The sequence below is a fragment of the Streptomyces sp. NPDC045899 genome (genome assembly GCF_056431485.1).
Window position 1 is genome coordinate 50510 of the sequence record NZ_JBWKKP010000003.1, and the last position, 24633, is coordinate 75142.

The following is a 24633-nucleotide window of genomic DNA, read 5'->3' on the forward strand; positions in this document are numbered from 1 at the left end:
CCCCTCCGCGACCGGACTTTCACCCTCCACACCCCTCTGTCTCGCGGTCCCTGGATTGGTGTGCAGGTACCGGGCTCCGCGGCTTTCCGCAACTCCTTCGGGTGGATCCGGGTCCGGTGGAACTGCGCCCGTGCCGGGGCGCTGGTAGCCGTAGGGCATGAGCCATTCCCCGGGGCGACGCCCGCGGCCCTCGCCCCGATCCGGGCGCGGCAGGACCGCCCTCGCGGCCGTCTCGGTGGCCGTCGCGCTGATCGCGCTCGGTCCGTCCTCCGCGGTGGGCCGGATCACGGCATCGGGCCAGGGGGACTCCCGGGGACCGAGGGCCCTGGGCATCGGTGACCCGCTGTACCCGAACCTCGGGAACCCCGGGTACGACGTCTCCGCGTACGACCTCGCCTTCGACTACCGGCGCGCGAACCGTCCGCTGGGCGCCGTGACCACGATCTCCGCGCGCGCCACCACCTCGCTGCCCACCATCAATCTCGACTTCGCCGAGGGCAGTGTCCGCTCCGTCCGGGTCAACGGTGCCCCGGCCCGCTTCACCACCGCCGCCGAGGACCTGGTGATCACTCCCTCCGAGCCGATCGGCGCGGACGACACCTTCGCGATCACCGTCCGGCACACCAGCGATCCGCGCGACACGGCGAACGGCGGCTGGGTCCGCACCCGCGACGGTCTCGCCATGGCCAACCAGGCGGACGCCGCCCACCGCGTCTTCCCCTGCAACGACCATCCGTCCGACAAGGCCCGGTTCACCATCAGGGTCACCGCCCCGCGCGACCTGACGGTGGTGGCGGGCGGCCTGCCGCTGGAGCGGGTGCGCAAGGGGGCGCGCACCACCTGGGCGTACCGCCTCGCCCATCCCATGGCCACCGAACTGGCCCAGGTCTCCATCGGACGCTCCGCCGTCCTGCGCCGCACCGGGCCGCACGGACTGCCGGTGCGCGATGTCGTGCCCGTCGCGGACCGGAAGCGGATGGAGCCCTGGCTGGCGCGCACCCCGGGGCAGCTGGCCTGGATGGAGCGGAAGGCCGGACCGTACCCCTTCGAGACCTACGGTCTGCTGATCGCGGGCGCCAGCACCGGTTTCGAGCTGGAGACACAGACGCTGTCGCTGTTCGAGCGCGGTCTGTTCACCGGCCATGGCCTGCCCCGCTGGTACCTCGAATCGATCATGGTGCATGAGCTGGCGCACCAGTGGTTCGGCGACAGCGTCGCCCCGGGCCGCTGGTCGGATCTGTGGCTCAACGAGGGGCACGCCACCTGGTACGAGGCGCTCTACGCGGACGAGCGGGGCAAGGCGAGCCTGGAACGGCGGATGCGCGAGGCGTACCGGCAGTCCGACGGCTGGCGCGCCGCCGGAGGGCCACCCGCCGCGCCCAGGCCCGCCGAACCCGGCCAGCAGATCGGCATCTTCCGCCCGGTGGTCTACGACGGCAGCGCCCTGGTCCTCTATGCGCTGCGGCAGCACATCGGGCGGGAGGCGTTCGAACGGCTGGAGCGGCAGTGGGTGGTCCGGCACCGGGACGGAGTCGCCTCCACCTCGGACTTCACGCGTCTCGCCTCGGAGGTGACCGGCCGGGACGTGGCCGGATTCCTGAACCCCTGGCTGTACGGGACGAAGACACCGCCGATGCCGGGCCGTCCGACGTGGAAGGCCGCGCCGAGGACCGAGACGGGGACGGGAACGGACGCCAAGGCGGGCCGGAAGGTGCGTACGGGGCCGGGAACCGGGGTGGGAGCGGCGGGCGGAACCGGGTCGGGGGACGGGGATAGACGGGCGCGCGGGGGCGCCACGCCCTCCGTCCGCCCGTGAAACCCGAGTGACGCCCCGGCCACCCCGTGGGACCATCGAGGGGTCGGCGTCGCGGCCGGACGCGGGAATCCCGCGGCCCCGTCACGCGTTGTCGAGAGAGAATGTCCCACGACGTAAGGATTCCTTTGACCCACTCCTCTTCCCTTCCGCAGGACCGGCAGCGCACCGCCGAGAGCCTTCGGGCCGACGCCCTGATGGAAGAGGACGTCGCCTGGAGTCACGCGATCGACGAGGAGCGTGACGGCGATCAGTACGACCGCTCCGAGCGTGCCGCGCTGCGGCGCGTGGTGGGACTCTCCACGGAGCTCGAGGACGTCACCGAGGTCGAGTACCGGCAGCTGCGCCTGGAGCGTGTGGTGCTGGTCGGCGTCTGGACGTCCGGTACGGTCCACGACGCGGACAACTCCCTGGCCGAGCTGGCAGCCCTCGCGGAGACCGCGGGCGCGCTGGTGCTCGACGGGGTCATCCAGCGCCGTAGCAAGCCGGATCCGGCCACCTACATCGGCTCCGGCAAAGCCGAGGAACTGCGCGACATCGTGATCGAGACCGGTGCCGACACCGTCGTATGCGACGGTGAGCTGAGCCCCGGCCAGCTGATCCATCTCGAGGACGTCGTCAAGGTCAAGGTGGTCGACCGCACCGCCCTGATCCTCGACATCTTCGCGCAGCACGCCAAGTCCCGTGAGGGCAAGGCACAGGTCTCGCTCGCGCAGATGCAGTACATGCTGCCGAGGCTGCGCGGCTGGGGTCAGTCGCTGTCCCGGCAGATGGGTGGTGGTGGCTCCGGCTCCTCGGGCGGCGGTATGGCCACCCGTGGTCCCGGTGAGACCAAGATCGAGACGGACCGGCGCCGCATTCGCGAGAAGATGGCGAAGATGCGCCGCGAGATCGCCGAGATGAAGACCGGCCGTGACATCAAGCGGCAGGAGCGCCGGCGGAACAAGGTCCCCTCGGTCGCCATCGCCGGATACACCAACGCGGGTAAGTCCTCGCTGCTCAACCGGCTGACCGGGGCGGGTGTCCTGGTGGAGAACGCGCTGTTCGCCACCCTGGACCCGACCGTGCGGCGGGCGGAGACGCCCAGCGGGCGGCTCTACACCCTGGCGGACACCGTCGGGTTCGTACGCCATCTGCCGCACCACCTCGTGGAGGCGTTCCGCTCCACCATGGAGGAGGTCGGCGACGCCGATCTGATCGTGCACGTGGTGGACGGTTCGCATCCGGTGCCGGAGGAGCAGCTGGCCGCCGTGCGCGAGGTGATCCGCGAGGTGGGCGCCGTCGAGGTGCCCGAGATCGTGGTGATCAACAAGGCGGATATGGCGGACCCGCTGGTCCTCCAGCGGCTGCTGCGTCTGGAGCGGCGGGCGATGGCGGTGTCGGCCCGAACCGGGCAGGGCATCGACGAGCTGCTCGCCGTGATCGACGAGGAGCTGCCGCGGCCGCAGGTCGAGGTGGAGGCCCTGGTGCCCTACACCGAGGGCAAGCTGGTCTCGCGTACGCACGCCGACGGTGAGGTGATCTCCGAGGAGCACACCGCGGAGGGCACGCTGCTCAGGGCGCGGGTACACGAGGAGCTGGCGGCCGAGCTGAAGCGCTACGCGCCGACGGCGTCCGCGTCGCAGTAGCTCCCTGCTCCCCGCTCTCCGCTACGACGAGGGCCCGCCCCCGGAAGATCCGGGGGCGGGCCCTCGCCCATGTGGTGGATGCGCTGCGCCGGGGCGCGTGGCGAGCGGGCCCGCCAGGCGCCTACCGGCTCACCGGATGCCGCGGGTCACCGGTCCTCCCGCTCTTCCGATCGCCCGGCTCTCCGGATCTCTCCGGATCTCTCCGGATCTCTCCGGCTCACTGGTTCGCGAACTTCTTGCTCACCGCGTTGTAAACGCCCTTGGCCTCGGGGCCGAGGTGCGGACCGGCCAGCCAGGTGGCGTTGGACGGGCCTATGGAGGTGTTGGACACCAGCGCGGGCTTGCCGTCGGAGCCGGTGGCGACCCAGCCGCCGCCGGACGAACCGGCGGTCATCGTGCAGCCGATGCGGAACATGGTCGGCTGCTTGGCGTCCAGCGACAACCGGCCCGGCTTGTCCGCGCACTGGTTCATCTTCTGGCCGTCGAACGGCGGGGCTGCCGGGTAACCGGTGGCCGTGATGTTCTTGATGGACTTCACCGCCGGGGCGTTGAAGTCGACCGGCAGCGCGCCGCCGACCGTCTCCTCCAGCGACTTGCCGCCGCTGTTCTCCGGCTTCACGTGGATCACCGCGAAGTCGTAGGGAGCGCCCTTGCCGCCGACCGCGGCGCCGTTGTCGATCCACTGCGAGGAGGTCTGCGCCCAGTCGGCCCACCAGACGCCCTTGGGCGCGAGCTCTTCCTTGGTGGCGTTCTTGAGCTCGGCCGCCGCCTTACCGGCGTCGTTGTAGGACGGCACGAACATCAGGTTCTTGTACCAGCCGCCGCCCTTGCCCGCGTGGACACAGTGGCCAGCGGTCCACACCATGTTGGACTTGCCGGGGTGCGCGGGGTCCTTGACCACGGTCGCGGAGCAGACCATCGAACCCTCGGGGCTGTCGAAGAAGACCTTGCCCGCGTAGGGGACCTTGCCGCTGTAGGGGTGGCTGACCTCCTTGGCCGTGACCGGCTTCGGGTCCGGGTCGGTCACACCCTGGTCATCGATGTCACCGTCGTCGACGGGCTGATCGGGCTCCTGCGCGTCCCGCATCCGGTCCGGCTTCCACAGACCCTTGATGATCGGGTTGATGAAGTCACCGGCCTCGCGCAGCCAGTCGTCCTTGTTCCACTTGTTCCAGGCGCCGTTCTTCCACTCGTCGAGGTCGACGCCGAGGTTTTTGAGCCTGTCGTTGAGGTTGTCGGGCAGCTTGATGTCACCCGTGCTCTCCTGGCCCGACGATGCCGGTGCCTTGGACTCGGTCGTGTCGTCCGACGAGTCGCAGGCGGTGGCGGTCAGCGCCAGTACGGCGGTGACCGCGGCCACGGCCAGCGCGGGTCGGCGTGTGGATGGCATCGGTGGAACTCCCCCTGAATGTTCTGAGCTGCTCTGCGTCCGGTGTGGACTTGTCATGCACCGCCCCGACGGCGGGATGGTCTCCCACTATGCCGGTGCCGCCTACGACGGCTGAAGGCGGGTCCGTGGTTCCCGTACGGCAAGGATCTTCGGTCAGCCCGTGATCCCGGGGCTGACCCGTCGTTGGTACGTACGGGGGACTGTCGGAGGGCGTTCAGCAGCAGGAGGACCGTGAGTCATGGCCGTGACCGAACTCCCGCCGATTCCCCTGCCGGACGGGCCCGAGGGCACCGGGAGTGGAGCCCAGGGCATTCTGCGGCGCCAGGCCCTGCGGGAGTCCGCCGCCCGCACCTATGCGCGGGCGCTGCCCATCGTGCCGGTGCGTGCGCGGGGGCTGACGATCGAGGGAGCCGACGGCCACCGCTACCTCGACTGTCTCTCCGGCGCGGGGACCCTGGCGCTGGGCCACAACCACCCGGTGGTGCTGGAGGCCATCCGGGGCGTGCTGGACTCGGGTGCGCCGCTCCAGGTCCTGGACCTGGCCACACCGGTCAAGGACGCCTTCACCGAAGAGCTGTTCAGCACCCTGCCGCCCGGGCTCGCCCGCCACGCACGGGTGCAGTTCTGCGGCCCGGCGGGCACGGACGCGGTCGAGGCCGCCCTCAAGCTGGTGCGGACCGCCACCGGCCGGGACGGACTGCTGGCCTTCTCCGGTGCCTACCACGGAATGACGGCCGGAGCGCTGGCCGCGTCCGGCGGCGCCCCCTCGGTGAGCACGACCCGGCTGCCCTTCCCTTATGACTACCGCTGTCCCTTCGGCGTGGGCGGGGAGCACGGCGCGGAGCTCTCGGCGCGCTGGACCGAACAACTCCTCGACGACCCCAAGGGCGGGGCCGGCGCCCCGGCCGGGATGATCCTGGAACCGGTGCAGGGCGAGGGCGGTGTGATCCCGGCCCCGGACGGCTGGCTCCGGCGGATGCGGGACATCACCTCGGCCCGTTCCATCCCGCTGATCGTGGACGAGGTGCAGACCGGCGTCGGGCGCACCGGCGCCTTCTGGGCGGTGCAGCACAGCGGTGTGGTGCCCGATGTGATGGTGCTGTCGAAGGCCATCGGCGGCAGCATGCCGCTGGCCGTCGTCGTCTACCACGAGGCGCTGGACGCCTGGCGCCCGGGCGCTCACGCGGGCACCTTCCGCGGCAACCAGCTGGCCATGGCGGCCGGTGCGGCGACCCTCGCATACGTACGGAAGAACCGGCTCGCGGAGCGTGCCGCCGCCCTCGGTGAGCGCATGCTGCACCGTCTGCGCCAACTCGCCGAGCGCTACCCCCATATCGGCGACGTCCGCGGCCGTGGCCTCATGATCGGCCTCGAACTGGTCAACCCCGAGGCCGAACAGCCGGAAGCCGAACAGCTTGCAGCCGGACGACCGGGAGTCGAGCGGCCAGGAGCCGAGCGGCCGGAAGCCGAACGACCGGGGAGCGGCCGTCCCGGGGCCCGGCCCGCCGCGCCGATGCTCGCGGCGGCCGTCCAGCAGGAGTGTCTGCAGCGTGGCCTGATCGTCGAACTGGGTGGCCGCCACAGCGCGGTGATCCGCCTCCTTCCGCCCCTGACCATCACCGACGAACAAGCCGAAGCGGTGCTCAACCGGCTTGCCGACGCCCTCGACGCCGCGATCCGCACCGCCGGAGCCCCTGGCCTCGGCCCTGGCTCTGGCCTCGGCCCCGGTCCCGAACGGCCCTCCGCCGTGGCCCCGTTCGTCGGCGACCACCGGTGACGTGTCCCGCACCGCACTCCCGCACCCCCACCGCACCAGCGAAGGAGGCAGGCACCGGGCCCACGGACCGACCGACGTGATGCCCGAGCCGAACCCACCATGCCGCACTCCCTCGGGGGAGACCCCCTTCCTTCCCAGCCGGGTCCCCAGCCGGAACCAGAGGCCGGACCCTCGACCGGCCGCGGTGCCCCGGGCCGCCGTCCCGCCCGTCCCGTCCCACCGGCACAGCCATCCCCGACGGGGACAGTGACCACGGCGACCTCTCCGCCCCACGGTGGCGCGGCGGAGGGCTCTCCGGGAGGAGCGCCGCCCACAGAAGCGTCGGGCACCGGCGGTTCAGCCGGCGGTGGGCCGGGAGCCGACGGGTCGCGACCCGAGGGGCCGGGGACGGAAGGGCCGCGTGCCGGGGAACCGCCGGTCGCCGTGCCGCCGGTGGTTCTGCCGTCCCCCGTCGCGCGGACGGCGGGGGAGGGAGCCGTGGTTCCCTCCACAGCGCGGACCACCGCGTCATCTGCGCCACCCGTGCCGCTCACGACGCCGCCCACGGCGGTGCCGCCCCCGGCCCTCGTTCTGCCTCCCGTGCCCGGAACACCGTCTTCCGCGAATCCGGGAGTGGCGGCGGGGACGCTGCCGCGCCAGGAGCCAGGTGCTCCAGGCCGAAGCTCCCAGGTGCCCCTGCCCCCGCCCCCGTCCGGACCCCCGTCTCTGGCACCCCTCGCTCCGCGCCCGAGCGCCCCGCGCCCTGGCGGCCGGAGTCTGCCCGCCTCCGGCTGCCTCCCGGCGGTGGCTCCCGACCCGCTCGATGACCCCGACCCACAGGTCGCGGCCGACGCGGCGGGTGTCGAGAACCTGCTGCGCTGCTGGGTCCGGGAGAAGGGCACCCCGTGCCCCGACGGCGACACCCTCCGTATCCCCCTCGCCGCGAGCGGAACCGTCCTGCTCGTCCCTCTGCGCTACTGGTCGCCCACCGGCTGGCACCGCTTCGGGCCGCCGGTGCTGGAGCACGGTCCCCATGACGCACCCTCCGTCGGCGCGGTGACCCTGGCGGCGCTGCTCACCCGTGAAGCCGCCTATGGCGCTCGCCGGGACGACCCCGACGCGGACGGCACCGAACTCGTCGGCCGGGTCGCGGATTCCGTACGGCGCACCGCCGCCTTCCTCTCCCACCGTCGAGCCGTACCGGCCGACCCCGGTGCGCACACCCCCTTTCTCAGCGCGGAGCAGTCCCTCGTCCTCGGTCACCCCCTCCATCCCGCCCCGAAGAGCCGCGAGGGGCTCTCCGACAGCGAATCGACCCTCTGCTCACCGGAGTCGCACGGTTCCTTCCCTCTGCACTGGATCGCCGTGGACCGATCGGCGCTGGTCTGTGAGTCGGCCTGGACCGAGCGGGGCCGGACCGTCCCCGCCGAGCGACTCGCCCTCTCCCTCGCGGGCAGTGGCCTTCAACTTCCGCCCGGAACCATCCCGTTGCCCCTTCATCCCTGGCAGGCCCGGGAGATCAGGCACCGCCCCGCCGTCACCGAGCTCTTCGACACGGGCGTACTGCATGACCTGGGGCCCTCAGGCGCCCACTGGAGCCCCACGTCCTCGGTGCGCACCGTGTACCGGCCCGGTGCGCCCGCGATGCTCAAACTCTCCCTCGGTCTCCGGATCACCAACTCCCGTCGTGAGAACCTGCGCAAGGAACTCCACCGCGGTGTGGAGGTCCATCGGCTGCTCCGCAGCGGACTGGCCGAGCAGTGGCGGGCGGCCTTCTCCGGCTTCCCCGGCTTCGACATCGTCAGGGACCCCGCCTGGCTCGCGGTCGACGGGCCGGACGGGGAACCGCTGACCGGAATCGATGTCGCCATCCGGCACAACCCGTTCGGACCGGGCGACGACGCGGTGTGCGTCGCCGGACTGATCGCCCTCCGGCCCTGGCCGGGCCAGCCGGTGATGCGCTCCCGGCTCGCCCACCTCGTGGCCCGGCTCGCCGCCCGCACCGGCCGCTCCGGTGCGGCCGTCGCCGCCGAGTGGTTCCTGCGCTATCTGCACACGGTCGTACGCCCCGTGCTCTGGCTGGACGGAGAGGCCGGTATCGCGCTGGAAGCCCATCAGCAGAACACGCTGGTGCTGCTCGACCCAGACGGCTGGCCCGTCGGCGGCCGCTACCGGGACAACCAGGGCTACTACTTCCGTGAGTCCCGGCGCTCCGAACTCCAACGACGGCTGCCGGGCATCGGAGCCCGCAGCGACACCTTCGTCTCCGACGAGGTCACCGACGAGCGGTTCGCCTACTACCTCGGTATCAACAATGTCCTCGGTCTGATCGGGGCGTTCGGATCACAGCGCCTCGTGGACGAGCCCGTCCTGCTGGCCGCGTTCCGCCGCTTCCTCGGCGCTGCGGCGTCCGGTCCTGACCGGACCCGCTCGCCACTGCCCGCACGGCTCCTCGACACACCCACCCTTCGTTGCAAGGCCAATCTCCACACCCGGCTGCACGGCCTGGACGAACTCGTGGGCCCGGTGGATACCCAGTCGGTCTACGTCACCATCACCAACCCCCTTGCCGTATCGGCCGCCGCCGCTGTCCTGCCTGCGCCATGACGTCCCCGAGCGACAAGCGTCTCGCCAACAACGCCCTTCGCCGCGCGCTCATGGACATGCCCTCGCACCGATCAGCCCCACGGCCATGGCCACACCGCATCACGCTCCCCACGCCGTGCCGGAGAACCACCACGAGCCCGAGACCCATGAGAGGAGAGCGTCGCCGTGCCGCACACCGAGTCCACCACGAGCTCCGAGACCGACGACACCATCGACCTGCGGCTGCGCCAGGACGAGGAGGACGCCGCACACCTCGGTGACGGGCACCTCGCCGGGGCGGAGACCGACAGTCGTCCGGACCTGCTGGACCAGATCTCCGGGTGGGGCCCCACCAGCACCTCGGCGGGCGCCTTCCAGCTCGTCCCCGTGCGCATCGGGCGTGACCTCCGGCTGATCGCCCAGTGGATGAACGACCCCGCCGTCGCCGCCTTCTGGGAGCTGGACGGTCCCGACGAAGCCACCGCGAGCCACCTGGGCGGCCAGCTCGAGGGTGATGGCCGAAGCGTGCCCTGCCTCGGCGTCCTCGACGGGGTGCCCATGAGCTACTGGGAGCTGTACCGCGCCGATCTGGATCCGCTCGCCCGGTACTACCCGGCCCGGCCGCATGACACCGGGATCCATCTCCTCATCGGCAGGGTCAGCGACCGAGGCCAGGGTCTGGGCACCACACTGCTGCGCGCTGCCGCCGATCTCGTCCTCGACCACCGTCCGTCCTGCGCCCGTGTCGTGGCCGAGCCGGATCTGCGCAACACCCCCTCTATCGCGGCCTTCCTCGGAGCGGGCTTCCGCTTCTCAGCGGAGGTGGAACTCCCGGGCAAGCGCGCGGCCCTGATGCTCCGCGACCGTGCCCTGCGCCACCTCCTCTGATCGGCCCTTCTCTGATCCGCCCTGCCCCGATCCGTACTCCCTGATCCGCCTTCACCCGGGTTGCCTTCCATGATCAGCGTTGCCCTCCCACATCCGGTGACTTCCTGTGACGCATCGGCTCCGCTGTGCGTCTCTGCTTCTGATACACCGCTCACGCCGATTCCGTTCCGCCCCGGCGAAAAGCCTGTACGGATCCATCGGCCACCGTGCGGACTGGGGAGAGCGATGTCGGTGGTGCCCCGTAGGCTGGCAGCCCTATGACTGAATCGTCCTCGCCTCCCCTCGCCGATCTGCTCCACGCCGCCGTCACCGCCGTCGGCGGCGCCGAACGCCCTGGCCAGACCGCCATGGCCGAAGCCGTGGCGGAGGCGATCGACGACAGCTCCCATCTGCTGGTGCAGGCAGGCACCGGCACCGGTAAGTCCCTCGGCTATCTCGTCCCCGCGCTCGCGCAGGGCGAGCGGGTCGTCGTCGCCACGGCGACCCTCGCCCTCCAGCGCCAGCTCGTCGAGCGGGACCTGCCCCGCACCGTCGAGGCACTGCACCCGCTGCTGCGCCGGCGCCCCGAGTTCGCGATGCTCAAGGGCCGTTCGAACTACCTGTGTCTGCACCGTCTCCATGAGGGAGTGCCGCAGGAGGACGCCGACGAGGCCGGTCTGTTCGATCCCTTCGAGGCCGCGGCGCCCACCAGCAAGCTGGGCAAGGATCTGCTGCGGTTGCGCGACTGGGCCGATGAGACCGAGACGGGCGATCGCGACGACCTCACCCCCGGTGTCTCCGACCGTGCCTGGTCACAGGTCTCCGTGACCTCCAGGGAATGTCTGGGCGCGTCCAAATGTGCCTACGGGGCGGAGTGTTTCGCCGAGGCGGCCCGTGAGCGGGCCAAGCTGGCCGAGGTCGTCGTCACGAATCACGCCCTCCTCGCCATCGACGCCATCGAGGGCGCACCCGTGCTGCCCGGTCATGAGGTGCTGATCGTCGACGAGGCCCATGAGCTGGTCTCCCGTGTCACCGGCGTCGCCACCGGGGAGCTCACCCCTGGCCAGGTCAACCGCGCGGTGCGGCGTGCCGCCAAGCTGGTCAACGAGAAGGCGGCGGATGCCCTGCAGACCGCCGCGGAGACCTTCGAGCGTCTGATGGAGCTGGCCCTGCCCGGCCGTCTCGAGGAGATCCCGGAAGATCTCGGCTACGCCCTCATGGCGCTCCGCGACGCGTCGCGCACGGTCATCTCGGCACTGGGCACCACCCGGGACTCCTCCGTCCAGGACGAGGACGCCGTGCGGAAGCAGGCCCTCGGCTCGGTGGAGAGCATCCTCCAGGTGGCCGAGCGGATCGTGGAGGGTTCCGAGTTCGACGTGGTCTGGTACGAGCGCCATGACCGCTTCGGCGCCTCGCTGCGCGTCGCCCCGCTCTCGGTCTCCGGGCTGCTCCGGGAGAAGCTGTTCGAGGACCGCTCGGTGGTGCTCACCTCCGCCACCCTCAAACTCGGCGGGGACTTCAACGGTGTGGCCGCGTCCCTGGGCCTCAAGCCCGAGAGCCCCCAGGACCCCGAGGGCGAGGGGGACGTCGCCCCGCGCTGGAAGGGCCTCGATGTCGGCTCACCGTTCGACTACGCGAAGCAGGGGATCCTCTACGTCGCCAAGCATCTGGCGCAGCCCGGCCGGGAGGGCAGCCGCTCCGACATGCTCGATGAACTCACCGAGCTGGTCGAGGCCGCTGGAGGCCGCACCCTGGGGCTGTTCTCGTCGATGCGGGCCGCGCAGGCGGCGGCCGAGGAGCTGCGGGGGCGTCTGGACGTGCCGATCCTGCTCCAGGGTGAGGAGACCCTCGGCGAGCTGATCCGCGCTTTCGCCGCCGATGCGGAGACCTGCCTGTTCGGCACCCTCTCCCTCTGGCAGGGGGTCGATGTGCCGGGCCCCAGCTGTCAGTTGGTGGTCATGGACCGGGTGCCCTTCCCCCGTCCTGACGACCCCTTGATGAGCGCCCGTCAGAAGGCGGTGGAGGAAGCCGGAGGCAATGGCTTCATGGCCGTCGCGGCGACCCACGCCGCGCTGCTGATGGCGCAGGGTGCGGGACGGCTGGTCCGGGCGTCCGGGGACCGTGGCATCGTCGCCGTCCTGGACCCCCGGGTCGAGCGGGCGCGCTACGGCTCGTTCCTGCGGAAGTCCATGCCGGACTTCTGGTACACCACCGACCGCAACCAGGTGCGCCGCTCGCTGGCCGCCATCGATGCCGCTGCCAAGGCCGACGGGGCATGACCAGAGCGGCCGTGCTCTGTCGCTGAGCACAGCAGGGCCCCGGAACCGGCGCAGTGGTCCCGGGGCCCGGTCGTTGGGCACGCTAGGGGTGCACCTCGATCCGTTGCGTCAGACGCGCCGCAACACGGCGACGACCTTGCCCAGGATGGTCGCCTCATCGCCCGGGATCGGCTGGTACGCGGCGTTGTGCGGGAGGAGCCACACATGGCCGTCCTCACGCTTGAAGCGCTTCACCGTGGCCTCGCCGTCGAGCATCGCGGCGACGATGTCCCCGTTCTCGGCGACGGGCTGACGGCGCACCGTCACCCAGTCGCCATCGCAGATGGCGGCTTCGATCATGGAGTCGCCGACCACCTTGAGGACGAACAGCTCGCCGTCACCGACCAGCTGCCGGGGGAGCGGGAAGACGTCCTCGACCGACTCCTCGGCGAGGATCGGGCCACCGGCCGCGATCCGGCCGACGAGGGGCACATAGGAGGCGGCGGGCTTGCCGGTGGTGTCCGTCGGCTGTGCGCTGGGCTGGTCGGAGCCGCGGACCTCGTAGGCCCGGGGACGGTGGGGGTCCCGCCGCAGAAAGCCCTTGCGCTCCAGAGCCATCAGCTGATGGGCCACGGACGAGGTGCTGGAGAGCCCCACCGCCTGACCGATCTCCCGCATGGACGGTGGGTAGCCGCGCCGCTGCACAGAGTCGCGGATGACCTCGATGACGCGGCGCTGCCGGTCGGTCAGCCCAGAGCTGTCCGCCCGGATGCCTGGAGGTCGTCCGGGTAGGGCGCGGGAGGGCTTCTGGCCCTCCGTGTTCGTGGCGTCGTTCACGGTGGGCGTCTGGTTCATCGCGTGCGCCTGTTCGAGCCTGCTCTGGGAGCGCTCCTGAGTGGTGATGGTGGTGCTCTCTGCGGTGGTCGTCACGACGGGCCCCTCTCGAGATGTTCTCCCTAGCTGGACAACGGTAGTTGCTTTCGAAAGGTTGCGCCAAACACACGTTCGAGTGAAATTTCGTAGATCGGCTGACGCGATCACAGGATTGGGTGTATAGGCCGAGCCTCCGGGGGGCTCGTCCGGTGGTCTCCAGTCTCCCACTCCGACCCCCGTGAATCCGTGAGGACGGTGGCTCGCGTAGTCTCGTGCCTGCTCCCGGACTGTGACACGCCACCCGGTCCTGTTGAGTGCCAGACACCAGATCTAGTGGTTTGATGGATCCAAGCCACCTACAGGTTGTGGTCCCTGGTGATTCATCGCCGAGGTTTTCGCCTATGCTTGTGGCCGCTTCACCGGGCCTTCCGGTCCGGTCGAGGCTATGCAGCCATGCGCCGTTCATAAGGGTGAGGGAGGGTACGGAGCCATGCACTGCCCCTTCTGCAGGAACCCCGACAGCCGTGTGGTGGACAGCCGGACCACGGACGACGGTTGTTCGATCCGCAGGCGCCGCCAGTGCCCCGACTGCTCGCGTCGCTTCACCACTGTGGAGACCGCGTCGCTGATGGTGATCAAGCGGAGCGGGGTCACCGAGCCCTTCAGCCGCGACAAGGTCATCTCGGGTGTGCGCAAGGCGTGCCAGGGCCGCCCGGTCACCGAGGACGCCCTCGCCAAGCTCGGCCAGCAGGTGGAGGAAGCCGTACGCGCCACCGGCAGCGCCGAGCTGTCCACTCATGACGTGGGGCTCGCCATACTCGGCCCGCTCCAGGAGCTCGACCTCGTCGCCTACCTCCGCTTCGCTTCCGTCTACCGCGCCTTCGACTCGCTCGAGGACTTCGAGGCGGCGGTCACGGAGCTGCGTGACCAGCAACGGCCTCCCGCGCGCGACCGCGGATCCGGTGCCGACGGGGCCGCGGAGGCCCCCGCGCCGGCCATCGCTGCCGACTGACCGGCGGCGCAGACGTACCCGGGGCGCAGTGCGCGCCCGGGTGGAAGACAGACACACCGTGCCTGGGAAGAAATGGGCACATCAGGGCGTTTTTGCCCGTACAGGGAGGCGGAATGACAGAGACGACGAGCGGCCCGGCACGAGGCTCCCGCTCCAAGGGAAGCAAGGCGAACAAGGGTCTGCGTATCGAGCGCATCCACAGCACCCCCGGCGTGCATCCGTACGACGAGGTGGTCTGGGAGCGTCGTGACGTCGTCATGACCAACTGGCGCGACGGTTCGGTCAATTTCGAGCAGCGTGGCGTCGAGTTCCCCGAGTTCTGGTCGGTGAACGCGGTCAACATCGTCACGAGTAAGTACTTCCGCGGCGCGGTGGGTTCCCCGGACCGCGAGGCGAGCCTGAGGCAGCTCATCGACCGCGTGGTGCACACCTACCGCGCGGCCGGCGAGGAGCACGGCTACTTCGCCTCGCCCGCCGACGCGGAGATCTTCGACCACGAGCTGACCTACGCCCTGCTGCACCAGGTCTTCAGCTTCAACTCGCCGGTGTGGTTCAACGTCGGCACCAAGCAGCCGCAGCAGGTCAGCGCCTGCTTCATCCTGTCCGTGGACGACTCCATGGAGTCGATCCTGGACTGGTACAAGGAAGAGGGGATGATCTTCAAGGGCGGTTCCGGCGCCGGCCTGAACCTCTCCCGCATCCGCTCCTCCAAGGAGCTCCTCTCCTCCGGTGGCAACGCTTCCGGGCCCGTGTCCTTCATGCGCGGGGCCGACGCCTCCGCCGGAACGATCAAGTCCGGTGGGGCCACCCGCCGCGCCGCCAAGATGGTCGTCCTCGACGTCGACCACCCGGACGTCGAAGCCTTCATCGAGACCAAGGTGAAGGAGGAGGAGAAGATCCGCGCCCTGCGTGACGCGGGCTTCGACATGGACCTGGGCGGGGACGACATCACGTCCGTCCAGTACCAGAACGCCAACAACTCCGTCCGTGTGAACGACACGTTCATGAAGGCCGTGGAGTCGGGTTCGGCGTTCGGACTGCGCTCCCGGATGACCGGCGAGGCCATCGAGGAGGTCGACGCCAAGTCCCTCTTCCGGAAGATGGCGGAGGCGGCCTGGGCCTGTGCCGACCCGGGCATCCAGTACGACGACACCATCAACCACTGGCACACCTCGCCGGAGTCGGGCCGGATCACCGCCTCCAACCCGTGCAGTGAGTACATGCACCTGGACAACTCCTCGTGCAACCTGGCCTCGCTCAACCTGATGAAGTTCCTGCAGGACGACGACGAGGGCAACCAGCGCTTCGACGCCGAGCGCTTCGCCCAGGTCGTCGAGCTGGTCATCACCGCGATGGACATCTCCATCTGCTTCGCGGACTTCCCGACCGAGAAGATCGGTGAGACCACCCGCGCCTTCCGTCAGCTGGGCATCGGCTACGCCAACCTGGGCGCCCTCCTGATGGCGACCGGCCACGCCTATGACAGCGACGGCGGGCGCGCGCTGGCCGGAGCCATCACCTCCCTGATGACCGGCACGTCTTACAAGCGCTCCGCCGAGCTGGCGGCTGTCGTCGGCGCGTACGACGGCTACGCCCGTAACGCGGACGCCCACAAGCGCGTCATGAAGCAGCACGCGGACGCCAACGCCGTCGCCAAGCGCATGGACGACCTGGACACCCCGGTCTGGGCGGCGGCCACCGAGGCGTGGCAGGACGTGATCCGCCTCGGCGAGAAGAGCGGCTTCCGCAACGCCCAGGCGTCGGTGCTCGCGCCGACCGGCACCATCGGCCTGATGATGGACTGCGACACCACGGGCGTCGAGCCCGATCTGGCGCTGGTCAAGTTCAAGAAGCTGGTCGGCGGCGGCTCGATGCAGATCGTGAACAACACGGTCCCCAAGGCGCTCAAGCGGCTCGGCTACCAGCCCGAGCAGGTCGAGGCGATCGTCGCCCACATCGCCGACCACGGCAATGTGATCGACGCGCCGGGGCTGAAGCCCCAGCACTACGAGGTCTTCGACTGCGCCATGGGCGAGCGCTCCATCTCGCCGATGGGCCATGTGCGGATGATGGCCGCCGCTCAGCCGTTCCTCTCCGGGGCCATCTCCAAGACGGTCAACATGCCGGAGTCGGCCACCATCGAGGAGATCGAGGAGATCTACTTCGAGGGCTGGAAGCTGGGGCTGAAGGCGCTCGCGATCTACCGCGACAACTGCAAGGTCGGCCAGCCTCTCTCCGCCAAGAAGAAGGAGGAGGAGAAGAAGCCCGTCGAGCAGGCCGAGCCCGAGGCCGAGAAGATCATCGAGTACCGTCCGGTCCGCCGACGCCTCCCCAAGGGCCGTCCCGGCATCACCACCTCGTTCACGGTGGGCGGCGCCGAGGGCTATATGACCGCCAACTCCTACCCGGACGACGGGCTGGGCGAGGTCTTCCTCAAGATGTCCAAGCAGGGCTCGACCCTCGCGGGCATGATGGACGCGTTCTCCATCGCCGTCTCGGTCGGCCTCCAGTACGGCGTGCCGCTGGAGACCTACGTCTCGAAGTTCACCAACATGCGCTTCGAGCCGGCGGGCATGACGGACGACCCGGACGTGCGGATGGCGCAGTCGATCGTCGACTACATCTTCCGCCGCCTGGCGCTGGACTTCCTGCCCTTCGAGACCCGCTCGGCGCTCGGCATCCACTCCGCCGAGGAGCGCCAGCGCCACCTGGAGACCGGTTCGTACGAGTCCCCCGAGGACGAGGTGGACGTCGAGGGCCTGGCCCAGTCGGCTCCGCTCCAGGTGGAGGCTCCGGCCTCCACGTCGTCCGCACCCCGTGCCGCTTCCTCCGCACCGAAGGAGGCGCACAGCTCGACCGAGCTGGTCGAGATGCAGCTGGGGCTGAACGCCGACGCGCCGCTGTGCTTCTCCTGCGGCACCAAGATGCGCCGTGCGGGCAGCTGCTACCTGTGCGAGGGCTGCGGCTCGACCAGCGGTTGCAGCTGACGCGGGACCCCGTCCGGGAGGTGACCGACCCCCTCCTGGCGGCCTGATGTGACAAGGGGCGGTGAAGCCGTTGACCGGCTTCACCGCCCCTTGTTCCCGTTCACTCCACCCGAGGGACTTCCGTGCCGACGGGATGCGCCGTTCGGGAGGTCGACTCCGGGGGCGCACGGGTGGTGAGAGGGGCGCACAAGGCACTCGGGGTGGTGAACCATCACTGCTTGCCGGATGGTTGGCCATGTGATGCGGGCCACCGGCGGGGCCGTAGGATAGCGCGGTGCTGGTCAAGTGGATTCGCTGCACCGTGGTGGACCGTCCGGGTTTCGAGCGGGGGCAGCGGAAGTGGGCGGGGTTGCCCGGGGAACCGGGTTTCCGGGGGCAGGGCGGCGGATGGAGCCGGGGGCGTTCCGATGTGGCGCACATCTTCTCGTTCTGGGAGAGCCGGACGTTCTACGACTCCTTCATGGCGCGGTCGCACGACCGGCTGGCGGCCTCGCAGTCGGGGACGTACCGGGACATGCAGATCCGGCTGTTCGAGCATCGCTTCGATGTGAAGGTCGGTTTCGAGCCGCGGTTCACCGATGTGGACGTGGTGCGGGTCGCGCACTGCCGGGTCCACGCGGAGCGGGTCGAGCACTTCACGCTGGTGCAGGAGAAGGTGTGGAACCCGGCGATGGCCGGGTCTCCCGGGATGCTGCGCGGCCTGTTCGGCGAGGCCCCGGGGAACGAGTTCCTCACGCTGTCGATGTGGGATTCCGCCGCGGAGCACGGGAAGTACCGGGCCGAGCGGGTGGAGCGCCTGGGTTTGCGCGCGCAGATCGAGGCGGACGTGGCCGCGATCGCGGGTGATGTGGTGGGCGTCGTATCGGCCTGGACGGTCTGACCGGCTCGATGCGCTGAGACCCCCGGGCCGGTCCCCGGTGCGATGTCGGCCGATTGCCTTCAACCGGCTGATTCCCCCGACACGGCCGGGAGATACGCTCCGGCCCTGACCGCGGCGGTGACGGCTCCGGCCGTCTGGTCGGCGAGCTCTTCGCCGAGGGGTTCCCGGGTGATCATCGCTCGGAAGAACAGCGGTGCGGACACGGCCCGTACGACCGCCGCCGCATCGGTGCCGGGCGGTGCCTCGCCCCGCTCGACCGCCCGTTCCACGACGGCCTCGCAGCGTGCGAACCGCTCCGTGTAGAAGCTGTGCAGCGCCCCGGCCGTGCGCTCGGACTGGAACGCGGCCGCGATGAAGGCGGTGGGGACGACCGCGGCTGAGGCATCGCCGAACGTGTCGTTGACCTCGCGGGCCAGGGCGCGCAGATCGCCCTCCAGCGTTCCGGTGTCGGGGGGCGTCCAGGTGTCCTCGCCCGCGAGGTCGAGCGCGTCCGTCACCAGCCCTTCGACGCTGCCCCAGCGCCGGTAGAGCGTCGTCTTGTGGACGCCGGAGCGCTCGGCGACGTACTCCACGGTGAGTCCGGGGTAGCCGTGCTCGGCGAGTCCGGTCAGGACGGCGTCGCGAACGACGGCGCGGGTGCGGGCGGTACGTCCTCCGGGCCGGACGGTGCCCGGTGAGGTGGCGGCATCTTCTGCGGACAACTGCAACTCCAGTTGTGTTAGTCGGTTTGCCGTGGCATGCTGAGGGTAACGCAACTGTAGTTGTGTTTGGAGTGGTCCGGCTCCCCCCTCCCGTCCTGTCCGCTTTCCGCTCGGAGGTTCGCCTTTGCCCACTCAGATCTCGCTGCGCGATGTCACCCTCTCCCGCGGTGACCGCACACTGCTCGACGATGTGTCCTTCTCGGTGCGGCCCGGTGAACGGGTCGGCATCGTCGGGGAGAACGGCGCGGGCAAATCCACACTGCTCAAGGTGCTGGCCGGAATCGAACCGCCCGGCGGCGGCGCGGTGGTGACCGTGGCCGAGGGCGGTGCGGGATATCTCGGCCAGACTCCCGAACTGCCTCCGGATCACCGGGTGGGGGAGGCGATCGACGCGGCTCTGTCTGAGCTGCGCGCCATGGAGGGCAAGCTGCGCGAGCTGGAGGTGCAGCTCGGCGACTGCGCTCCCGAGGCGCTCACCGAGTACGGCGACCTGCTCACCTCCTTCGAGGCGCGCGGTGGCTACGAGGCGGATGCCCGGGTGGACAAGGCTCTCCACGGCCTGGGGCTGGTGGCCATCGGGCGGGACCGGCGGCTCGGCAGCCTCTCGGGAGGAGAGCAGGCCCGGCTCGGTCTGGCCTGTCTGATCGCGGCGGCCCCCGAAGTGATGCTCCTCGACGAACCGACCAACCATCTCGACGGTGCCGCCCTCATCTGGCTTGAGGATGCCTTGCGGAGCCACCCCGGCACCGTCCTCGCGGTCTCCCATGACCGGGTGTTCCTGGAGCGGGTGACGACCGCCATCGTCGAGGTGGACGGCGACCGGCGCACCCTGGTCCGTTACGGCGGGGGGTACGGCGGATTCATCGCCGGGCAGTCCGCCGCGCGCCGTCGCTGGGAGCAGGCGTACGAGCAGTGGTGCGCCGAGACGGCGGCTCTGGCCGAGGCCGCCACGACGGTGGCCCGGCGAATCGCTCCCGGCCGGGGGATGAAGGACGGCAACAAGGTCGCCTACGACCGGGACAAGGGGCGGGTGCAGTCCTCGGTCTCCAGCCGGGTGCGCAACGCCCAGGAGCGGCTGCGCAGGCTCCAGGAGGCTCCGGTGCCCCGGCCCCCGGATCCGCTGCGGTTCACCGCGCGTCCTGAGGCGGGTGGTGAGAGCGGTGTGCTGGTCGGCCTGCGTGATGTGCGGGTGGGGGATCGCCTTGCGGTGGAGGGGCTCACGGTCGCCGCCGGTGAGAGGCTGCTGGTCCACGGGGCCAACGGTGCGGGCAAGTCCACGCTCCTGCGGGTCATGGCCGGGGTGGAGCGGCCGGATGCCGGTCAGGTGGTGAGGCGGGGCCGGATCGGCTATCTCGCCCAGGAGATACCGGTCGCCCGGCCCAGTGAGCGGCTGCTGTCGGCCTTCGGGCGCGGGCTGCCGGGGACCTCGGAGGAGCAGGTCGAGCTGCTGTTGTCCTTCGGGCTCTTCAGAGAACGTGACCTTCATGTGCCGGTGGGATCGCTCTCGGCGGGGCAGCGGCGTCGGCTTGCCCTGGCCCGGCTGCTGGCCCGTCCCGCGGATCTGCTCCTGCTCGACGAGCCGGCCAACCATCTGGCCCTCGGACTGGTGGAGCAGCTGGAGCAGGCGCTGGACCAGTGGACCGGGGCGGTGGTGGTCGTGTCACACGACCGCCTGTTGCGCAGCCGGTTCACCGGTCGGTTCTGCGAGATCCGCGACGGGCGGCCCGTGGCGGACAAGGGGAGCGAGGCGCGTGCCGTGGCGCCGAACTAGGGTGGCGATATGGCAAGACCCCGGCGCATCGTCCTCATACGGCACGGAGAATCGGAGGGAAATGTCGACGACACGGTGTACGAGCGCGAACCCGATCATGCCCTGAGGCTCACCGAGCGGGGGCGACGCCAGGCGCAGGAGGCGGGCAAGCGGTTGCGCACAGCCTTCGGCGAGGAGCGGATTTCGGTCTATGTGTCCCCGTACCGGCGCACCCACCAGACCCTCACCCTGCTCGGACTGGACCCTGCCCGCACCCGGGTCCGGGAGGAACCGCGGCTGCGCGAGCAGGACTGGGGAAACTGGCAGGACCGCGATGACGTGCGGAAGCAGAAGGCGTACCGCGACGCCTACGGGCACTTCTTCTACCGCTTCGCGCAGGGCGAGTCGGGCGCCGATGTCTACGACCGGGTGGACGCCTTCCTGGAGAGCTTGTGGCGCAGCTTCCAGGACCCCGACCATCCGCCGAACGTTCTGCTGGTCACCCACGGGCTCACCATGAGGCTGTTCTGTATGCGCTGGCTGCACTGGACCGTCGCCGAATTCGAGTCATTGTCGAACCCCGGCAACGGGGAGACGCGGTCCCTGCTGCTCGGCTCCGACGGTCGCTACCGCATCGACCGGCCCTTCGAGCGCTGGTGCACCCCCGAGCCGTACGGTCTCACCGGCTAAAGTGCCCAGCGATGACCGCTGACCGTTTCCACCGGGCCCTCGGGAGCCTGCGCGGGCTGTCCGTGGGCGATGCCCTCGGCTCCCAGTTCTTCGTACCCGCCAACTATCCGTTCCTCAAGCGTCGTGAGCTGCCTCCTGCCCCCTGGCAGTGGACCGACGACACCGAAATGGCGAGCTCCGTGCTGGCCGTCCTGGCCTCGCACGGACGGATCGACCAGGACGAGCTCGCCCGGTCCTTCGCCGAGCACCATGACTTCGACCGGGGCTACGGCCCCGCCGTGAACCGGATGCTCCGGCTGGTCAGAGAGGGGGGTGACTGGCGAGACCTGGCTGCTGCCCTGTTCAACGGGCAGGGTTCCTGGGGCAACGGCGCCGCCATGCGCATCGCCCCTCTCGGCGCCTGGTACGCGGGCGACGTGGAGCAGGCGACCCACCAGGCGGAGATCTCGGCCTACACCACGCACCAGCACCGTGAGGCGGTGGCGGGCGCGATGGCGGTGGCCGCCGCGGCCGCGCTGGTGGCCGACCCCGCGAGCCACTCCGGACCGGAAGACCTGCTGGACCGCGTGACCGAGGCCGTGCCCCGCAGCGCCGTGCAGGCAGGGCTGCGCCGTGCCCGGGACATGCTCGACTACGCGGACGCGGGCACGGTCGCCGCGGTGCTCGGATGCGGTCGCCGCACCAGCGCCCATGACACCGTGCCGTTCGCCCTGTGGGCCGCGGCCCGCCACCTGGGCTCCTTCGAGGAGGCGTTCTGGCGGACCGCCCAGGCCGGCGGGGACGTGGACACCACCTGTGCCATCACCGGGGGCGTGATCGCCGCTGCGGCGGCCGGGGCACCGCCCGGTGCGTGGCAGGAGTGCACCGAGACGCTGCCCGGTTGGCTGCCCGAGCCGCCCGCCTGACGTCCGGCGGTCACCGGGCCACCGTCCGGTGGCCCGGTGACCGGCTCCCGCTCCGGGGTCAAACCGCCCGCCCGCGGCGCGGTGTTGGACCGGAGGGCACCGCCGGCGCCGGAAGGGTGCCGGATGCGATCAGCCGGACCCCGTGGCCACGGAACCCGCTTCCGGACCTCCGTGGGGGCGGCGTAATGTTGTCCTCGCCATGGCCTACGAACCGCCCACCCACAGTGTCGAGCGCTCGCTCCGCGCCACCACAGGAGCAAAGATCGTCGTCGGTGTCGACGAGGTCGGGCGCGGGGCATGGGCCGGGCCGGTGACGGTCTGCGCGGCGATCACCGGTCTGCGACGTCCGCCGACCGGGCTCACCGACTCCAAGCTGCTGAGCCCCAAGAAGCGCTCGACGCTGGCGCAGGAGCTGGAGACGTGGGTCACCGCGCACGCCCTGGGTCACTCCTCTCCCGAGGAGATCGATGACCTGGGGATGACGGCCGCCCTCCGGCTCGCCGCGACACGGGCGCTCGACGGGCTGCCCGTCCGTCCGGACGCGGTGATCCTGGACGGTAAGCACAACTACCTCGGCTCTCCCTGGACGGTTCGTACGGTCATCAAGGGCGATCAGTCCTGTGTGGCCGTCGCCGCCGCCTCCGTGATCGCCAAGGTGCGACGGGATGCGATGATGGCCGAACTGGGAGCCGTTCACGCGGACTTCCGCTTCGGTGACAACGCCGGATATCCGTCCCCCGTGCACCGCGCCGCACTGCGGGAGCTGGGGCCCACCCCCCACCACCGGCTGTCCTGGGCCTACCTGGACGGGCTGCCCCGGTGGCGGCACCTCAAGCGGGTGCGCACCGCACCCGAACCGGTCGGGCTGGAGGGCGACGGCCAACTCGGCTTCGACTTCTGAGCAGACCAGCGGTCAAAACCGCCACCCGCCGATGCGAATCGCACCGACGTTTGATAGACATCAGCCCATGCCTCTCATCCCCGAGGAGCCTCAGATTCACGAGAGTGTCCCGGGTCCTCGCGCGACACCGGCCGCAGGCCGCACCGCGCCGACCCCTCGTCCTGTTCCTGGTCCCGGTCCCCGGCCCGCCCCGCGGCGGCCCGGAAACCCCGGCCCGAGCCGCGGTACCGCCGGGACCTCGTCGGCTCCGTCGCAGCGCTCCACGAGCGATTCGACGAAGCCCCTGCCGACCGCTCCCGCGGCCCCGGCTGCCAAGGCCGCTCCCGCTGCCGCCGCGACGGCCGCGCCCCAGATCCAGCTGATCCCCGCTCCGGTGGACGGCGCTCTGGACGCGGCGGACGAGGCGGTCGACCTGCTGCTGGACTCCGGTCGGGCACCCGGTGACATCCTGGTGCTCACCACCGGGGACCAGCATCCGTGGGCGGCCCACGAGTTGTCCTTCGGCGAGGCGTCCTACTGGGCGCAGTTCGACGCCCGCGACGACGTCTTCTACGCCGCGGCGCAAGCCGACCGCGCCAAGGGCCGTCCCGTCGTGGTCGTCGCCGTCAACGGCGGGACGGACGACGCCATCGCCCTGGCGCTGCCGGACGCGATGAGCGGCGCCGGTGCGCTGCTGGTCGTCTGCGGCGACCCGCAGCGCATCAATACCTTGATCGCCGCGGGCGTCTGATCTCGCACGTCCTCGTACGCCCGGTGCCCGGCAGTCTCTGTCCACGGTGACGGAGCTGTCCGGCGTCCGGCCGGACCGTGGTCACACCGCCGCGGAGTGGCTGAGCGCGTCATGCGCTCCGCTTCGAGGCGGTGACAGCGGCGCGGCGCCGCCGTCGCCGCTGGCGGTGAAACCGAGGGCGGTCCGGAGCGAGGCGGAGTGCGGCCGACGGCCGCTCCGCCCTTCGCCGAGGACCTGCCAGCCCTGGCGGGTCAGCGTGATGTAGGCACCGCAGCGCAGCCCGTGCAGGGTGCAGGCATCCCGCAGCCCCCACATCCAGGCACCGTCCTCCTGCGTCCACTGGCTCTCGCCGTCACGGCAGTAGAGCAGTACGGCGGTGCGTACCGGTGAGCGGCGCCGCAGGTCGTGCGGGATGACCCGGCGCAGCTGGGCCAGCAGCGCGTTGCGGAACTCCCAGCCGTCCACCGACACGGTGCCGCGCCGGGAGAACGACGCGCTGGCCGTGAGCCGTTCTTCCGGGTCCAGCACCGCCACGACCGCCGTGGACGGTGTCGGCGTATGGCGGCTGTGCAGTCCGGTGACGACCTCGCGCGGATTGCGCAGCAGGGGGATACCGGCGGCGGCCCATTCCGAGGGTTCGAGCATCCGCCCCAGTCGGGAAGCGGGATCGGCGGACGGTGGCGGGGCGAAGCCGAAGGTCACGGTCCTCCCTTCGTCAGCGCGCCCAGGATCCGTATGGGGTCGGGGGCGCGGGCCACGACACTGCCCCAGCGGGACCACGGACTGGCCGGGGCGGGGAGCTGAGGTCAATTCTCGCGGTCGGGCCCCCGCGCGGCAATGAGCAGTTGGCGCCACTGACCGATTTACGTTGGTGCGCGTTCTAAAATCCCGGCCGCCCACGCACAC

18 protein-coding genes are annotated in these 24633 nt (G+C 70.8%); 14 read left to right on the forward strand and 4 right to left on the reverse strand.

Annotation, left to right across the window (positions count from 1 at the left end; genetic code table 11):
* Nucleotides 1-157 precede the first annotated feature (157 nt).
* Both AC07FT_RS04985 and hflX read left to right on the forward strand, forming a co-directional pair.
* On the forward strand, nt 158-1816 hold the full coding sequence (locus AC07FT_RS04985) for a M1 family metallopeptidase (RefSeq protein WP_479174039.1): 1659 nt from the start codon (nt 158-160) through the stop codon (nt 1814-1816).
* Between the two features lie 125 nt (nt 1817-1941).
* Nucleotides 1942-3441, forward strand: coding sequence for a GTPase HflX (gene hflX, locus AC07FT_RS04990; RefSeq protein ID WP_471192733.1), 1500 nt, complete (start codon nt 1942-1944; stop codon nt 3439-3441).
* Nucleotides 3442-3658: 217 nt separating this feature from the next.
* Here the strand turns inward: hflX and AC07FT_RS04995 are convergent, their stop codons facing one another.
* Nucleotides 3659-4831: a trypsin-like serine peptidase gene (locus AC07FT_RS04995; protein WP_471192735.1), complete on the reverse strand. Its 1173-nt coding sequence runs from the start codon at nt 4829-4831 to the stop codon at nt 3659-3661.
* Between the two features lie 238 nt (nt 4832-5069).
* On the opposite strand from AC07FT_RS04995, the gene AC07FT_RS05000 reads away from it, so the two are divergent.
* The 4 genes from AC07FT_RS05000 (at nt 5070) to AC07FT_RS05015 (ending at nt 12319) form a co-directional block, all read left to right on the forward strand.
* The gene (locus tag AC07FT_RS05000) at nt 5070-6608 is read left to right on the forward strand and encodes a diaminobutyrate--2-oxoglutarate transaminase family protein (protein WP_479174041.1); all 1539 of its coding nucleotides are present in this window, start codon (nt 5070-5072) and stop codon (nt 6606-6608) included.
* Nucleotides 6609-7220: 612 nt separating this feature from the next.
* A complete protein-coding gene (locus tag AC07FT_RS05005) occupies nt 7221-9194 on the forward strand; it encodes an IucA/IucC family protein (RefSeq protein ID WP_479174043.1) in 1974 nt (657 codons plus the stop codon).
* 165 nt (nt 9195-9359) lie between these two features.
* Nucleotides 9360-10061 carry a GNAT family N-acetyltransferase gene (locus AC07FT_RS05010; RefSeq protein ID WP_479174045.1) on the forward strand — a complete coding sequence of 234 codons (702 nt, stop codon included), beginning with the start codon at nt 9360-9362 and terminating at the stop codon, nt 10059-10061.
* 257 nt (nt 10062-10318) lie between these two features.
* Nucleotides 10319-12319, forward strand: a complete 2001-nt coding sequence (locus AC07FT_RS05015; RefSeq protein ID WP_479174047.1) for an ATP-dependent DNA helicase — start codon at nt 10319-10321, stop codon at nt 12317-12319.
* A 108-nt stretch (nt 12320-12427) separates the two neighbouring features.
* Here the strand turns inward: AC07FT_RS05015 and lexA are convergent, their stop codons facing one another.
* Entirely contained in the window at nt 12428-13228 is an 801-nt protein-coding gene (gene lexA / locus AC07FT_RS05020) for a transcriptional repressor LexA (RefSeq protein WP_479174049.1), read from the reverse strand.
* Nucleotides 13229-13661: 433 nt separating this feature from the next.
* Here lexA and nrdR point away from each other — a divergent pair, with 433 nt between their 5' ends.
* From nrdR to AC07FT_RS05035, 3 genes are all read left to right on the forward strand, one after another.
* Nucleotides 13662-14183: a transcriptional regulator NrdR gene (gene nrdR / locus AC07FT_RS05025; protein ID WP_478773207.1), complete on the forward strand. Its 522-nt coding sequence runs from the start codon at nt 13662-13664 to the stop codon at nt 14181-14183.
* Nucleotides 14184-14296: 113 nt separating this feature from the next.
* The gene (locus AC07FT_RS05030) at nt 14297-17170 is read left to right on the forward strand and encodes a vitamin B12-dependent ribonucleotide reductase (protein WP_479174051.1); all 2874 of its coding nucleotides are present in this window, start codon (nt 14297-14299) and stop codon (nt 17168-17170) included.
* Nucleotides 17171-17444: 274 nt separating this feature from the next.
* A complete protein-coding gene (locus AC07FT_RS05035) occupies nt 17445-18050 on the forward strand; it encodes a YdbC family protein (protein WP_471192747.1) in 606 nt (201 codons plus the stop codon).
* A 59-nt stretch (nt 18051-18109) separates the two neighbouring features.
* Here AC07FT_RS05035 and AC07FT_RS05040 read toward each other — a convergent pair whose 3' ends face one another.
* Entirely contained in the window at nt 18110-18751 is a 642-nt protein-coding gene (locus AC07FT_RS05040) for a TetR/AcrR family transcriptional regulator (RefSeq protein ID WP_479174053.1), read from the reverse strand.
* 124 nt (nt 18752-18875) lie between these two features.
* On the opposite strand from AC07FT_RS05040, the gene abc-f reads away from it, so the two are divergent.
* The 5 genes from abc-f (at nt 18876) to AC07FT_RS05065 (ending at nt 23727) form a co-directional block, all read left to right on the forward strand.
* Nucleotides 18876-20522 carry a ribosomal protection-like ABC-F family protein gene (gene abc-f, locus AC07FT_RS05045; RefSeq protein ID WP_479174055.1) on the forward strand — a complete coding sequence of 549 codons (1647 nt, stop codon included), beginning with the start codon at nt 18876-18878 and terminating at the stop codon, nt 20520-20522.
* A gap of 9 nt (nt 20523-20531) precedes the next feature.
* Nucleotides 20532-21191: a histidine phosphatase family protein gene (locus AC07FT_RS05050; RefSeq protein WP_479174057.1), complete on the forward strand. Its 660-nt coding sequence runs from the start codon at nt 20532-20534 to the stop codon at nt 21189-21191.
* An 11-nt stretch (nt 21192-21202) separates the two neighbouring features.
* Nucleotides 21203-22096, forward strand: a complete 894-nt coding sequence (locus AC07FT_RS05055; protein ID WP_479174059.1) for an ADP-ribosylglycohydrolase family protein — start codon at nt 21203-21205, stop codon at nt 22094-22096.
* 199 nt (nt 22097-22295) lie between these two features.
* Nucleotides 22296-22997 carry a ribonuclease HII gene (locus AC07FT_RS05060; RefSeq protein ID WP_479174060.1) on the forward strand — a complete coding sequence of 234 codons (702 nt, stop codon included), beginning with the start codon at nt 22296-22298 and terminating at the stop codon, nt 22995-22997.
* A gap of 67 nt (nt 22998-23064) precedes the next feature.
* Nucleotides 23065-23727 carry a hypothetical protein gene (locus tag AC07FT_RS05065; RefSeq protein WP_479174062.1) on the forward strand — a complete coding sequence of 221 codons (663 nt, stop codon included), beginning with the start codon at nt 23065-23067 and terminating at the stop codon, nt 23725-23727.
* A gap of 81 nt (nt 23728-23808) precedes the next feature.
* Here AC07FT_RS05065 and AC07FT_RS05070 read toward each other — a convergent pair whose 3' ends face one another.
* Nucleotides 23809-24429, reverse strand: coding sequence for a hypothetical protein (locus tag AC07FT_RS05070; RefSeq protein WP_479174064.1), 621 nt, complete (start codon nt 24427-24429; stop codon nt 23809-23811).
* Between the last annotated feature and the right edge of the window lie 204 nt (nt 24430-24633).